This is a genomic window from Rhodococcus sp. H29-C3 (assembly GCF_030063405.1).
Classification (GTDB): Bacteria; Actinomycetota; Actinomycetes; order Mycobacteriales; family Mycobacteriaceae; genus Rhodococcoides.
The window spans coordinates 1-14,301 of the sequence record NZ_JASITC010000032.1 but is presented as its reverse complement, the minus strand read 5'-3'; the positions used below and the strand labels follow the sequence as shown (position 1 = coordinate 14,301).

At 61.4% G+C, this 14,301-nt stretch carries 14 protein-coding genes and 1 rRNA gene; 12 read left to right on the top strand and 3 right to left on the bottom strand.

Going from position 1 to position 14,301, the window contains the following annotated elements; all coding sequences use genetic code 11:
- Positions 1–110: 110 nt before the first annotated feature.
- Positions 111–878 (bottom strand): DeoR/GlpR family DNA-binding transcription regulator, encoded by a 768-nt coding sequence (locus tag QMK32_RS24600; protein ID WP_283478174.1) that lies wholly within the window; start codon positions 876–878, stop codon positions 111–113.
- Positions 879–1,031: 153 nt separating this feature from the next.
- Here QMK32_RS24600 and QMK32_RS24595 point away from each other — a divergent pair, with 153 nt between their 5' ends.
- The 8 genes from QMK32_RS24595 to QMK32_RS24560 all read left to right on the top strand — a co-directional run bounded on the left by QMK32_RS24595 (position 1,032) and on the right by QMK32_RS24560 (position 7,629).
- Positions 1,032–2,738 (top strand): sodium:solute symporter family protein, encoded by a 1,707-nt coding sequence (locus QMK32_RS24595; RefSeq protein WP_283478172.1) that lies wholly within the window; start codon positions 1,032–1,034, stop codon positions 2,736–2,738.
- A gap of 25 nt (positions 2,739–2,763) precedes the next feature.
- The gene (locus tag QMK32_RS24590) at positions 2,764–3,051 is read left to right on the top strand and encodes a hypothetical protein (protein WP_283478171.1); all 288 of its coding nucleotides are present in this window, start codon (positions 2,764–2,766) and stop codon (positions 3,049–3,051) included.
- 174 nt (positions 3,052–3,225) lie between these two features.
- Entirely contained in the window at positions 3,226–3,480 is a 255-nt protein-coding gene (locus QMK32_RS24585) for a BatC protein (RefSeq protein WP_283478169.1), read from the top strand.
- Positions 3,477–4,736 carry a cupin domain-containing protein gene (locus tag QMK32_RS24580; protein ID WP_502943759.1) on the top strand — a complete coding sequence of 420 codons (1,260 nt, stop codon included), beginning with the start codon at positions 3,477–3,479 and terminating at the stop codon, positions 4,734–4,736. Before QMK32_RS24585 ends, QMK32_RS24580 begins: the two co-directional genes overlap by 4 nt.
- Positions 4,733–5,611, top strand: a complete 879-nt coding sequence (locus QMK32_RS24575; protein WP_283478168.1) for a ferredoxin family protein — start codon at positions 4,733–4,735, stop codon at positions 5,609–5,611. The genes QMK32_RS24580 and QMK32_RS24575 overlap by 4 nt, the downstream gene beginning before the upstream one ends.
- A 71-nt stretch (positions 5,612–5,682) precedes the next feature.
- Positions 5,683–6,099 carry a VOC family protein gene (locus QMK32_RS24570; RefSeq protein WP_283478167.1) on the top strand — a complete coding sequence of 139 codons (417 nt, stop codon included), beginning with the start codon at positions 5,683–5,685 and terminating at the stop codon, positions 6,097–6,099.
- 29 nt (positions 6,100–6,128) lie between these two features.
- Positions 6,129–6,539, top strand: a complete 411-nt coding sequence (locus tag QMK32_RS24565) for a DoxX family protein (protein ID WP_283478166.1) — start codon at positions 6,129–6,131, stop codon at positions 6,537–6,539.
- A 94-nt stretch (positions 6,540–6,633) separates the two neighbouring features.
- Positions 6,634–7,629 carry an MBL fold metallo-hydrolase gene (locus tag QMK32_RS24560; protein WP_283478165.1) on the top strand — a complete coding sequence of 332 codons (996 nt, stop codon included), beginning with the start codon at positions 6,634–6,636 and terminating at the stop codon, positions 7,627–7,629.
- Here the strand turns inward: QMK32_RS24560 and QMK32_RS24555 are convergent.
- Positions 7,587–8,672 carry a DNA polymerase IV gene (locus QMK32_RS24555; protein WP_283478164.1) on the bottom strand — a complete coding sequence of 362 codons (1,086 nt, stop codon included), beginning with the start codon at positions 8,670–8,672 and terminating at the stop codon, positions 7,587–7,589. The two genes, QMK32_RS24560 and QMK32_RS24555, sit on opposite strands and share 43 nt — an antisense overlap.
- Before the next feature lie 81 nt (positions 8,673–8,753).
- Between QMK32_RS24555 and QMK32_RS24550 the strand changes: the two genes are divergently transcribed.
- From QMK32_RS24550 to QMK32_RS24535, 4 genes are all read left to right on the top strand, one after another.
- Complete coding sequence (locus tag QMK32_RS24550; protein WP_283478163.1) at positions 8,754–9,419, top strand: SIMPL domain-containing protein; 666 nt, start codon at positions 8,754–8,756, stop codon at positions 9,417–9,419.
- Between the two features lie 15 nt (positions 9,420–9,434).
- Complete coding sequence (locus QMK32_RS24545) at positions 9,435–9,659, top strand: hypothetical protein (RefSeq protein ID WP_283478162.1); 225 nt, start codon at positions 9,435–9,437, stop codon at positions 9,657–9,659.
- Between the two features lie 51 nt (positions 9,660–9,710).
- A complete protein-coding gene (locus QMK32_RS24540) occupies positions 9,711–12,983 on the top strand; it encodes a DEAD/DEAH box helicase (RefSeq protein WP_283478161.1) in 3,273 nt (1,090 codons plus the stop codon).
- Between the two features lie 189 nt (positions 12,984–13,172).
- Entirely contained in the window at positions 13,173–13,925 is a 753-nt protein-coding gene (locus QMK32_RS24535) for a YqjF family protein (protein ID WP_283478160.1), read from the top strand.
- 250 nt (positions 13,926–14,175) lie between these two features.
- On the opposite strand, the gene rrf is transcribed toward QMK32_RS24535, so the two are convergent.
- Positions 14,176–14,292 (bottom strand): 5S ribosomal RNA (rrf, locus tag QMK32_RS24530).
- Positions 14,293–14,301: the final 9 nt, after the last annotated feature.

Here is a 14,301-nt window from a genome sequence, read left to right as displayed (position 1 = left end):
CGCAAACACCCTGGTCAACAACCCCACCGACACCACATCCGACAACCGACGATCCGAGACCGGCTTCACCCATCCACTACGAGGCACACCTCACCCTACCTCAACAGACACTAACTGAACGGTATTGTCTCTAGATGTGGTGCAAGCAGAGCGCGGTCGGACGCGCCGAGCCCATCGTCGACGACGAGGGTGTTCACCGCCGAGATCGGTGCGAACACGTTGGTCCCTACCTCGCGGTGTTTGGTGTTGTCGGCAAGTACGAAGAGACGCCGACCGGTTGCGATGAGTCTCCGATTGGTCTCTGCTTCAGCAATGTTCGGTGTGGTCAGGCCAGATTCGACGTCGAATCCATGAACGCCTAGATAGACGGCGTCGACACGAAAAGCGGCGAGGGCGGCGTCAGCTATGGGTCCGACAAGCGCGTCCGATGGCGTCCGAGAGCCACCCGTCAAATAGACGATCGGGTTGGGTTCCGAGTGGTGACCTGTCAGCTCCTGAAAGATCGAAATCGAGTTCGTGACAACGGTGATCGATGCCCGGCCGCGCAGCAGACGAGCAAGTTCGAGTGTTGTCGTCCCAGCACTGACGGCAATCGTCATACCGTCCTCGACCGTATCGACTGCAGCCCGCCCGATGGCGACCTTTTCGGCATGTTGACGGGCAGCTTTGGCCGTCGAGAGTGGTTCCTCTCCGCGATTGTTTCTGGCGATCGCGCCACCGTGGACCTTCCGCAGAAGTTCCCGCTCGTCGAGAACGTCGAGATCGCGTCGGATCGTCATCTCGGAGACATCGAGCAGTTCGGCGAAATCGACCACTTTCACTGCACCGTCGCTGCGAAGCGCAGCGAGAATCTTGGCGTGCCGCTCGGCTGCTAGCATCCGCACCTACCTCTGGATCGGGTGAAACGAACATTACCAAACATTAGTTCTTGAAATATCCACTCTTGATGTAAGTAATTGTTTGGACCTGTTACTTTGTGTTCAGATCGCTCACGCCCGTGAGCCAGCTCACTCGACCAGGGAGGTTGACGCGTGACGTCGAACCTTGCGGCAGAAGGCGCTCTTTCGTTCAACACGAACGCGCTGGACTACGTACTCATCGCCGTGTATTTCGTTTTTGTTCTCGGGATCGGCTATGTCGCTCGACGACAATTGTCGACGAGCCTCGACTTCTTTCTTTCCGGACGCAGGTTGCCGGCCTGGGTTACCGGTATCGCCTTCGTCTCGGCGAATCTCGGCGCCGTCGAGATCATGGGCATGTCGGCCAACGGCGCCCAACTCGGTATCGCGACGATGCACTACTACTGGATCGGCGCCATTCCTGCCATGCTGTTCCTCGGCATCGTCATGATGCCGTTCTACTACGGGTCGAAAGTCCGAAGCGTCCCCGAGTTCATGCGCAAGAGATTCGACGCCAAGGCGCATCTCGTCAACGCCGTCAGCTTTGCCGTCGCGCAGATCCTCATCGCCGGCGTCAACCTCTTCCTGCTCGCAACGGTCGTGAAAGTACTTCTGGGATGGTCACTCTGGGTATCACTGATCGTGGCGGCGGCGATCGTGCTGACCTACACCGTGCTCGGTGGATTGTCTGCCGCGATCTACAACGAGGTCCTGCAGTTCTTCGTCATACTCGCAGCCCTCGTACCTCTGACGATCATCGGTCTGATCAAGGTCGGCGGGTGGTCCGGCCTCAAGGACAAAGTCGTACCTACCGTCACCGACGGGTCCGTCACGGCCTCGACGACAGAGCAACTTTCGTCGTGGCCAGGACAAGCGCTCAGCGGTTTCGAGTCCCCCATCCTCTCCATCGTGGGTATCGTGTTCGGACTCGGCTTCGTCCTGTCCTTCGGTTACTGGACCACCAACTTCGTCGAGGTCCAGCGCGCTATGGCGTCGAGTTCGATGTCTGCAGCCAGGCGCGCCCCGATCATCGGCGCCATTCCTAAGATGTTGGTGCCCTTCGTCGTAGTCGTTCCCGGCATGATCGCGGCCGCCGCAATCGGCGACATGATCAACCTCAAGAAGACCGGCACCGGCGACATCACCTACAACGACGCCATGCTGCTGATGATGCGCGACATTCTCCCCAACGGACTGCTCGGCGTCGCGATCGCAGGTCTCATGGCAGCCTTCATGGCCGGTATGGCTGCGAACATCTCGGCATTCAACACTGTCTTCAGCTACGACCTGTGGCAGCAGTACATCGTGAAGGATCGAGAGGACACGTACTACATCTCCGTGGGTCGTGTCGCGACGGTGGCCGCGACTGTCCTCGCCATCTTCACCGCGCTGATCGCGTCGGGTTACTCCAACTTGATGGACTACCTCCAGACACTGTTCGGGTTCTTCAACGCTCCGCTGTTCGCGACGTTCATCCTCGGTATGTTCTGGAAGAAGATGACCCCCGCAGCAGGGTGGATCGGACTGGTCTCGGGAACCGGTGCGGCCATATTCGTCTTCATCCTTTCCCAGGTAGGCGTCATCGATCTGCCCGGGCAAGGAATGCCGTTCGTAGCGGCCTCCGCGGCGTTCGTCGTCGATATCGTCGTCAGCATCGGCGTCAGCATGGTCACGCAGCCTAAACCGGTGAAGGAACTGGTCGGCTTCGTCTACTCGGAGACACCGCGCGAGATGTTCACCGATCCCGAGGACGCCACCAACCCGTGGTACCGACGCCCAGTCCCACTGGCAGGCTTCGCCCTGGGGCTCGTCGTCGTCCTCAACATCGTCTTCCACTGACATCCGATTCGAAAAGGTAACTGCCATGGCCACTCCCGAGAAGACAGCACCAGGTCTAGTCGCAAGACTGTTCGACATCCGATCCGTCATCGGCGCTCTACTGGGTATCTACGGAATTCTGCTTACACTCGCAGGCCTGTTTCCCTCGGTATTCGGCAACAAAACACACTCGTCTCCGTCGAACAACGTCGTAGATATGAGCGTAGGAACAAGCGCCAACCTGTGGGTCGGTCTCGTCATGCTCGCCGTCGCGCTCATCTTCGCTGCCTGGGCAATCGCGCGACCCGCAGTCGTGGGCGAGGCGACCGAGTAAATTACGCACATCGACGCTTCGGCATCCTTGTCTATTTCGAGGGTTGTGGCCCCAAACCAGAGGGAACATGTAACAGTCGAGCACAGTGTTTGGAATGTGAAAGATTCGTCAATCCACTCGCTGGAACGGGTTAGACCCGTCGATCCTTCTTTACCGTCGAGCGAAAGGTATTCGATGAACATCAACGACGACGACATCACCACAACCGGCGGAGCAGGCGAAGGCCCAGCCGACGGCGGCTCCAACCCCAACGGCCACGACGGCGGGGCCGACGGCACGGCTGGCCCCGGCGAAGGCCCAGCCGACGGCGGCTCCAACCCCAACGGCCACGACGGCGGCGCTGACGGCCCAGCCGGATCCGGTGAGGGTCCAGCCGACGGCGGATCGAACCCCAGTGGCCACGACGGCGGTGCGGACGGCGCGGCTTGAGCCTGACAGATATCGATCAGCGCGGGCCGGAATTCCGGTCCGCGCTCGGTCGTTTGATATCCGTCGACGGGCGGAACTTCGCCGATGAGTACTGGGGGAAGAAGCCACTGCTCTCGCGGGCATCCGACCTCACCGCTTCGTTCGACGATTTGATGTCGCCCTCGGCCGTGGACGAATTGATATCGCGTCGAGGGGTGCGCATTCCCTTCGCGAGGATGGCCAAAGATGGCTCCCTGCTGGACCAATCCCAGTTCACTTCGTCCGGTGGTTTCGGCGCCGAGATGCCCGATCAGCTCGACTCCGCGGCGATTCTGTCCGCGTTCGCCGGCGGTCACACTCTTGTTCTACAAGGCCTGCATCGGTTGTGGCCTCCCCTGATCGACTTCGTTCGCGATCTGGTCGACGACATCGGTCACCCGTCACAGGTCAACGCCTACATCACCCCGGCCTCGTCTCGGGGATTCGATCCGCACTACGACGTGCACGATGTATTCGTCCTCCAGATCAGCGGTGAGAAGCGGTGGATTCTCCATCCGCCCGTGTACACGCACCCCTTGGCCGATCAGCCCTGGTCCGACCGGCGCAGTGCCGTCGAGCAGCAGGCACGCGAGGTGCCCACTGTCGATACGGTGCTCGCTCCCGGCGACGCCCTGTATTTGCCTCGCGGGTGGATCCACTCGGCAGAAGCATTGGGCGATACCACCATTCACCTCACCATCGGCGTTGCATCGTTCAACGAATTCGACGTGGCGACCCAGCTGATCGGTCTGCTCGCGGATGACGCCGGTCTTCGTGAACCGCTGCCCGCCGGCATCGACCTCACCGACTCCGACGCTCTCGCACCGCATATCGACCGAGTGCTCGACTCCATCGGATCGATCCTCGCCGACATCCAAGGCGACCCCGAACTCAGACGCCGCATCGCCAGAGGACTCGCAACACGCTTCGTCGCCGCCACGCGACCCGAACCTGTGCAGCCGCTGAAGACTGTCGCCTTCATGACCTCGCTCGACGCCGACAGTTCGGTGGTGTGGCGTCGCGGATCGACTGCCTCCATCGACGTCGACGGAGGCAAAGTTCATCTCGGTCTTCGCGGTACAACGATCTCGCTCCCTGCCGAGTGTTCGGCGGCGGTGATCCAACTTCGTGCAGGGAAGGTCTGCCGCGTCGGCGATCTAGCCGGCCTGGACACCGAAAGTGCCATCGTCGTGACTCGCCGTCTGCTCCGCGAGGGTGTACTGGTACCGGCAGTATGAGCGGGCCTGCCTGCAGCGACCGCGCCCGCGAGCGCGGTGACGCCTTGGCAGGATCCGGGTCGCCGGGAAGTCGATGGTTTCTCGTCGAGATCGACGGCCCCTGGGGACACTCTGCTTTCTTGAATGCGGCCAGGGTGATCGATCCGGACCTCGGTTTGCGCATCGTTCGCCGCATCGAAGGTGCCGGCATGCGCACGCTTGCCATCAGGCGACCTGCTCGGCGGCTGAGCGAGGCCCGAATGAGATGGGCCATCGTCGACTGCGAGGTAGGTTCGGAGTCGATCCTATGGGGCGAGGTCGACGCTTACGAGGCGCTTCTCGACGTTCCACTCGACGGATCGACCGGAGAACCCTCGCCGGATCCGATCGTCGCTGTCTGCACTCACGGCCGCCACGACCGCTGCTGCGCCGTCCGCGGACGGAAGGTGCTCCCGGCATTGAGGGAGCACCACGAGTCGGTGACCTGGGAGTGCTCTCACCTGGGCGGCGACCGATTCGCCGGAACGATGATCGTGTTTCCGCAGGGCCTGTATTACGGCAACGTCGACGACGCCGACGTCGCGACGATCGTCGATCGGCACCGGGCGGGATTTCTCGACCCCCGCTTCCTCCGGGGCCGGAGCTCACTGTCGGCCCAGGTCCAGGTCGCCCAACATCATGCCCGTGCGGCATTGCGCGAGGAGAGAATCGACACTTTGAACCCGCTGTCGACAGCGCAAGACGGCAGCACATGGACCGTAGAGCTCGACCACGACGGCGCTCGTATCGTCGTGACGCTGGAGCAGGGCGTGTCCGAGCCCATCACCACGACCTGCGCGGCAGTGCGCGCCGGCGCCGTCAGAACCTTCGAGTTGATCGAGATGACTATGCCCTAGCGCAAAATCCCCGCAGGCTGCCCTTCCACCTGCCTACGATGGTTTACGAACCCATCGACAGAGGAGGACACATGCCTACTCGACTCAATCCCTACCTGAACTTCCGCGGGCAAGCACGCGAGGCGTTGGAGTTCTATCAGCACGTGCTCGGGGGTGAACTGACGTTGAGCACCTTCGGCGAGTTCGGGGCCGTCGCCGACCCTTCCGAAAAGGACCAGATCATGCACGGCCAACTCGACTCGCCGAGTGGGCTGACCCTGATGAGTTCCGACACCCCCGCGAGCATGGCGTTGAGCGTCGGCGACAACATTTCCGTCTCCCTCAGCGGTGAAGACGAAGCGGAACTGCGGGGCTACTGGGACAAACTTGTCGTCGGCGCGAAGCAGACGATGGGGCTCGAGAAAGCACCGTGGGGCGATACCTTCGGCATGCTGACCGACAAGTTCGGCATCAGCTGGTTGGTCAACATCACCGGTACCCACTCTTGATCGGATAGCACTGGGTGCACGATGAACCGATGAAGACGATTGCACGTATTCTGCTCGGTTCGTTCCTGATGTTCGCCGGGCTGAGTCACCTGTTCTGGGCGCGTGAGGCGTTTCGTGCCCAGGTGCCCTCGTGGGTGCCGCTCGACGCGGACTTCGTGGTACTGGCCTCCGGCGTAGTGGAGATCGCCTTGGGCCTGGCCCTTGTCGTGCTGGTACGTCGGCGAGTAGCTCTCGGCTGGATCGTCGCAACATTCTTCGTTGCCGTCTTCCCCGGCAATATCTCGCAATTCCTCACTCACAGCGATGCTTTCGGCCTCGATACCGATGCAGCTCGCGGTATCCGATTGCTCCTCCAACCAGTACTCGTGGCATGGGCGTTGTGGTGCACAGGTGCGTGCCCCGCCTGGCGATCGCGGCGATCAGGTGCCCGGGTGCGGTAGTTCGAACAGCACCCGGATGCGACCGCCCGTAACCGCACGGTCAGTATGGAGGTAAGTACAACTGATTACATGAACTAAGCAACGAGGTGGCGTAGTGAGCGATGCAGCAGCAATCGGCGACGGTATCTTCCAGATCCCGGTCCCCATCACGGACAATCCGCTGGGTAACACCCTCGTATACGCAATGGAATCCCCCGGCGGGTTGATCCTGGTCGACGCAGGGTGGGACGACGACAACGCCTGGAACGGCCTGACCACCGGCCTCGAGTCGCTGGGACATTCGATCACCGACGTCGAAGGCGTCGTGCTGACGCACTTTCATCCCGATCACATCGGACTGTGCGGTCGAGTCCGGGAAGCCTCCGGCGCATGGATCGCAATGCACGAGGCCGATCACACGCAGTTCGAGGCCATGACTGCCGATCGCGGCCCGGATTGGATCAATCTGCAGCTCGACAACCTCGTGGCTGCGGGCGCCCCCGATGTCGACATCGAGGCATGGCAGAAGCACGCACCGTCGGCCCCTACCGGGCCGAAGTCTGCCCCGGACCGCGTGCTCACCGACGGCGAGATCATCAAGCTCGCCGGCCGCGAACTCGAAGTCGTCTACACCCCGGGGCACACCCCAGGCCATGTGTGCTTCTATCTACCCGAATCCGACGTCATGTTCACCGGCGACCACGTTCTTCAGAAGACGACGCCACACGTCGGGAACTTTGTCTATCCCCTGGAAGAACGCGACGCGCTCGCTGAGTTCATGGACTCGCTTCGACGCGTCCAAACACTGGACATCACCCGTGGCCTCGGGGCGCACGGCATCCCGATCGACGACGTCGCAGGCCGTGCCGGTGAGCTGATCAGCCATCACGGGGAACGACTCGATCACCTGTACGAGGCATTCGGCGACAACGAGATCACCGTGTGGCAGGTTGCCGAACGAATGAAGTGGTACAAGCCGTGGGCGGACATCTCTCCGTTCGGCAAGACCATGGCACTGTCCGAAGCAGCTGCACACCTCCGCCACCTGGTGGCACTAAACCGAGTTGCTCAGGTACCGGAATCCGCGCCTGCCCTCTTCGCCAGAGTCTGATCATTCGGCGGAGTCATCTCGAGCCGAACACCCAACAGCCTTACCTCTCTCGCATGATCCAGGCGATCGACGAGAGCAGCAGCCGCGTCGACGATCGTGTCAACATCGAACGTCGGCGCTGCGAGCGCTGCTGTGGTGGTGTGGGTTTCGAACGGTGCATACCGAATCTTCAGGGTGACGCGCACCGCCTGCCTCTTCTCGGCGAGTAGATCGTCACGAACGCGGCGGGCGAGTCGGCGTATCTCCTGGCGCACCGCCACCCAATCGGTCAAATTCTGTTGGAATGTCGCTTCGCGACTGTGCGAGCGCGCAACCCACGGCTCCGCCGACACCGGCGAATCGTCGACGCCGCGGCCCTTCGTCCCGATCCACGGACCAGTTTTCGGGCCGAACGCGGCGGCAAGTAGCTCATCCTCCGTCGACGCCAGTTCCGATACCGTGGTGATCCCCAGCACCGCAAGCTTCTTCGCAGTCTTCCTTCCGATCCCCCACAGTGCATCGGTTGTTCGCTCCCCCATCACCTCGAACCAATTTTCTTTTGTGAGCGTATAAATGCCCTGGGGTTTACCGAAGTCCGTGGCAATTTTGGCCCGCAACTTGTTATCGCCGATACCCACCGAACAATGCAGCCCCGTCGCCGCGAACACGGCATCGTGCACCGACCGCGCAAACGACACCGGATCCGCGGTTTCGACCCCGAGAAATGCTTCGTCCCAACCCATTACCTCGACGACGACACCCAGCAATCGAAGCGTGTCCATGACGCTCTTCGACGCAGCGGTGTATGCCTCGGCGTCGACGGGCAGGAATATCGCGTCAGGTAGTTTTCGCACGACGACTCGTAGCGGCATCCCGGATCCGACACCGAAAGCCCGGGCCTCGTACGACGCGGTGGAGACCACCCCGCGTTCGGTCGGATCGCCGCGGCCGCCGACGACCACCTGTTTGCCCGCCAGTGCCGGATTACGAAGCACCTCCACCGCGGCGATGAACTGATCCATATCGACATGCATGACCAATCGTCGGCTCGCCGAGATCGTCATAAGTTCATTGTGACCCGTGTACCGGCGCACGCGCGTTCCTTTGCGACGATGAACCTCCAGCGCTGTGGAACACTCGCAACCATGGATTCGAACCCCGTCGAAATCACCGTCCTCGGACAGGGCCAGGCCACGTTTGCACCGGAACGCTGCACGATATCGCTGACGGTGAGGTCCGACGGCCGCTCCGCGGAGGCTGTTACCGAGCCCGCCCACCGGTTGGTCCGAGAGCTGACCGAACTCATCGATCCGCTCTACAACCAGAAGTCCGGCCCGATCGACAGGTGGTCTCTCGACCAGGTGCGGCACAGCCGAAATCGGCCGTTCAATCACGATGGCGAGCAACTCCCCTACGTTTATCAGGCCGTAGCCTCCATCGACGTCGAGTTCAGCCAGCTCGATGTCATCGACGCATTCGTCTATGCGGTGTCCGCGCTCGACGGCGTCGACATCGGCAGCTTCGACTGGACGCTGACCGAGGAGAGCGTGCAGAAAAACACGCGGCACGTTCGCAAGCTGGCAGTCCAGGATGCTCTCGACAAGGCCGAGGTGTACGCCCAGAGCGTCGGACTCGTGTCGGTGAAGGCACTGGCCATCGCCGACCCCGGGTTGCTCGGCGTTACCGCAGGACATCAGGACTACGGGATGGCCGCACGCGCCTACGCCGGCCGAGAAGCCGAGGGGTTCGAATTGAAGCCCCAGGACATCGTCCTACGGGCCGAAGTGCACGCGCGGTTCGCCGCCAACTGATCGGACCGTGTTCGCATGAAGGGCCGTATGAAGACCGCAGGGACGCACAGCTCGAAGTGGTCGACTGTCGCAGTCATCCTCTCGATCGTCGCCGCAGGTACCGCCGTAGCGGGCCTGCTCGAAGATCCCGCAACCGACATTGCTGGGTGCGAAGAGCTCGTCCGATCCGGGCAAGCGCAGCGGATCCCCTCCCCTTCGACCTACTCGAAACGATCGGCACTGCTGACGGCCTCGATGTGACCTGAGCGTGCGTCTGCGACCTGTCGGTCATCACGCCTACCATGGGTAACCGTGACCATTCCCTCCATGGACGAGCTAGAAGTCGACGCCCTCGAAATCCGCTTCGGGACCGACACGTTCACGCGCGGATCGAAATACTTCGAGGAGGGCAGAGTTGGGCAGGTCACGTGGGATAGACGGGCCTCCACACTGTCCTCGCAAGTACGGGGCAACCGAGCCACCCCGTATTCGACAGTGGCCACCATGTCGACCCGGATGGGCGCCATCGTGGCCGTGGAATACGGCCGTTGCAATTGCCCCGTCGTCTTCAACTGCAAACACTCCGTCGCGCTGATTCTGCAGGCAAAAGCCGACAGCGTCCGAACGCCGACGCGCGGACCTGTGAACACAGCGGGCCATTGGTCACAGGTGCTTGCATCCGTCATCTCCGCCAAGCCCGCCGAGCTCGACAGGCCGAGCAGCGGGCGCATTCGCGTGGGGCTTCAATTGGGCTTGGAACCGTCGGTCGACCGAGCCGACGCAATTCGACTACTGGCCCGCCCGGTGATGTTCAACGAGCGTAAAGCCTGGGTCGGCGGCGGCGTCTCGTGGTCGTCGCTGCCGTCCACCACGGATCGACGCGTCCAGCGTCAGGTCGACATTCTGCGGGAGCTGTATGCGCTGCATCAAGTGCGCTCGCGTGGGCGCTCGGCATACTCGTTCCAACGGACCGACTCCGCGACGATCGACCTCGCAGACATCTCCGGTCGGCTGCTGTGGGATCTGCTGGGCGAGGCACGCGAAGTCGAACTTCCGTTGATCAACGCACATCGCATGCTCGGTGAAATCCCTTGGCCAGGAGAAGGAGAGTTCACCGTCGACATCACTTCCGGTGATTCCGGATCCCTTTCCGTGGTCGGCCGAATCACTCTCGACAGCAGTATAATTCCGCCCAACCGTCGGAGCTTCCTCGGCAATGACGGTTCAGGGATTGTGTACTGGGACGACGAAGCGCACACAAACCACGCAACCCGCGAATTTCGACTCGCGCGATTGTCGAGGCCGGTCCCGTCCGCGCTTCGACGGATCGCCACGACCATCGACCCCACCGAGATACCGTCCTCGGATCGTGCGGACTTCACGACGAAGTACCTTCCTGCACTCGAGCGTGCCAGCGATGTCGTATCTTCGGACGGCTCGTACACCGCACCCGTCGTCACCGGGCCCGAACTCCACATCACGGTGACCCACACCGGAGACAACCGACTGACGTTCGCCGCCCAGTGGCGCTACTACCTCGACAGTACCGAACTCGACTATCCCGCAGACGTTTACAGATCAGCCGAGGGAATTCGCGATCCCGACTCGGAGGTTGCGTTGCTGCGCAGAGTCCTTCCGGTACTGAGCCGACCCCCTGGCAACCAATTCATCTCGTTCACTGCCGTCGGCATCGCGGCCGGCATACTGGTCACCGACCAGCTACCACTCCTGAACGAGTACGACAACGTGCATGTGACGACTGTCGGAGAGCTTCCAGATTTTCGCAATGTCAGCGACGACGTCGGTATATCGTTGTCCACCAACGCAATTCGAGGAGACAACGACTGGTTCGATCTCGGCATCGCAGTCACCGTCGACGGCACCGACGTCGAACTCGCCACGGTCATTACTGCCATTGCTCGCGGCGAGACCCACCTGATGCTCTCCGACGGCCGGTTCTTCTCACTGGAGCGCTCTTCGTTGCTCACCCTTCGACGGCTGGTGGAAGAAGCGCGGTCGTTGCAGGACAACGTGAACGGACCGTTGAGAATCAGCCGATACCAAGCCTCACTATGGGAGGAGCTCGCCGAACTCGGTGAAGTGACTCGGCAGGCAACAGCGTGGCGCGAGCAGGTCACAGCGCTGTTGAAGCTCGATTCGGTCCCCCCTCAGCCTGCTCCTGCGGGTATAGGCGCTCAGTTGCGGCCGTACCAGCTCGAAGGCTACTCATGGCTGCTCTTCCTGTGGACCCACGGTCTCGGCGGAATCCTCGCCGACGATATGGGGCTCGGCAAAACAATCCAGGCGCTGGCGATGATCACCAAGATTCGAGAGAGCGGACCATTGCCGGCCCCGTTCCTCATCGTGGCCCCTACGAGCGTGGTGCACAACTGGGCAAAAGAAGCAGAAAAGTTCGCGCCAGACCTCAACGTGGTCACGGCCGGTGAAACGCGAGCACGACGGCGAGGCCCGGTGGGCGACATCGCTCTCGGTGCCGACATCGTCGTGACGTCCTACACAGTCTTTCGCCTCGACAACGAAGACTTCGAAGCAGTGTCCTGGTCAGGGCTCATCCTCGACGAGGCGCAATACGTCAAGAACCACAAGAGCAAGTCCTACCAGTGCGCTCGGCGGTTGTCCGCTCCATACAAGCTCGCCATCACTGGCACCCCGATGGAGAACAACGTCATGGAGCTGTGGTCCTTGCTGTCGATCACCGCACCCGGACTCTTTCCCTCACCGAAGAAGTTCACCGACAACTACCGCAATCCCATCGAAAAAGATGGTGACACCGCACAGCTGAGAACCCTTCGGCGACGCATCAAGCCGCTGGTACTACGACGGTCGAAAGATACTGTGGTGCAAGATCTTCCCCCGAAGCAGGAGCAGACCGTCGAGGTCGACCTTCATCCACGCCATCAGCGCGTCTACGAAACGCGGTTGGCCCGAGAGCGTCAGAAGATACTCGGGCTGCTCGACGACTTTCAACGCAACCGGGTCACGATCTTGCAATCACTGACCACGCTGCGTCAGCTCAGCTTGGATGCATCGTTGGTCGACGAGAAGCACTCGGACATACCCAGCGCCAAGATCGACGAGCTGGTCGATCAACTACACGAGATCATCGAAGGTGGCCACCGAGCGCTCGTCTTCAGCCAGTTCACCAGATTTCTGGCATTGGTACGAGATCGCCTCGAATCCGAAGGCATTGCTCTTGTCTACCTCGATGGAAGTACCCGAAACCGTGGTGATGTCGTCGAACGTTTCCGAAGCGGGGAAGCACCTGTGTTCCTGATAAGCCTCAAGGCCGGCGGCGTAGGCCTCACGCTCACCGAAGCCGACTACTGCTTCGTACTCGATCCCTGGTGGAATCCCGCGACCGAGGCGCAAGCAGTCGACCGTGCTCATCGCATCGGTCAGGCGCGCACCGTGTTCGTCAACCGCTACGTCGCACGCGGCACCATCGAGGAAAAGGTCATGCAACTCAAGGAGCGCAAGGCCAAACTCTTCGCAAGTGTCATGGACGACGGCGGCGCCTTTGCCGGCGGACTCACAGCAGACGACATTCGAGGGTTGATCGAGTAATCATCAGCGGAGGGAGTGCGTTGGTAGGTTCGCTCCCCTCCGCTTCAATGGTCCATTCATAACGATCAGATAGCTTGTGGGCGCCATTCAAGCGGCAACACATCACGATCGACACCGACAAACGAACAGATCTACCGCCGAACACCGCCGGAGTTCGTCCACCGTCTCGTTCACGCCTAGGCTCGAGATGTGGACCGACATAGTGCACAACGCCTCTGGCCCCGGCCGCCGATTCTTCCGCGACCGATCTTGATGGACCAGCGCTGGGAACGTGTGGTGTTCCTGCACTGGAGGATCCCGAGTGCCGTCGTCTCTCCGCTGCTGCCCCGAGGCTGCACACCGGACGAATTCGACGGCTCGTCTTGGGTCGGTCTGATCGGTTTCGAAATGGCCGGAGCCGGATTCGGATACCGCCGACCAGTCCCCTACTTCGGGACCTTCCCCGAAATCAACGTTCGGCTGTACTCCATCGATGGCGAGGGACGGCGCGGAGTGGTCTTCCGATCATTGGAAGCTAGCCGGCTCGCCGTGGTCTTGGGAACCAACCTGGCTCGTCTTCCGTATCGGTGGGCGTCGATGACAATCGACGACGACAAATCCACCATCAGATACCGAAGCAGGCGCCTCATTCCACCACACCGCGGCGCATCGACCGACTTCGCCGTCGCGCGCGGATCTCGTGACATGTCAGGCGACCCGCTGGCCCAATTCCTTACGGCACGTTGGGGTTTACATACATCGGTCGCCGGACGGCTCATGTATGTGCCGAACCTGCACAGCCGCTGGAAACTACTCGACGCCGAGCTGACTCATTTCTCCGATCAGCTGATCGAGACTGCAGGTCTACCGAGCACCGCCGGCAGATCACCGGAATCGGTGCTGTACTCGGAACAGGTCACAACGCAGTTCGGACGGCCCTACGCGGTGCGTGCTTTCGGTTGATCGACCCGATGGCGACTTCCAGACGGTTCAGGCCGCTCCACTTATCGCTTGAATGGTCCATTCATACGATCAGATAGCGTGGACGCGCCATCGAAGCGACAGTGGCGACTATGCCATCGAAGCGATGATCAAGCACACCTGTGGATGCACCGGCGCTTTCGCTGCAGCGGGCGACAGCCAAAGTAAAAAAAGGGGAGATGAACGCAGTGAAGCCCCCAACCTGACGGTTGGGGGCTTCACTGCAAAATATGTTCGGCGGTGTCCTACTCTCCCACACCCTGTCGAGTGCAGTACCATCGGCGCTGGAGGGCTTAGCTTCCGGGTTCGGAATGGGACCGGGCGTTTCCCCTCCGCTATGGCCGCCGTAACTCCATGA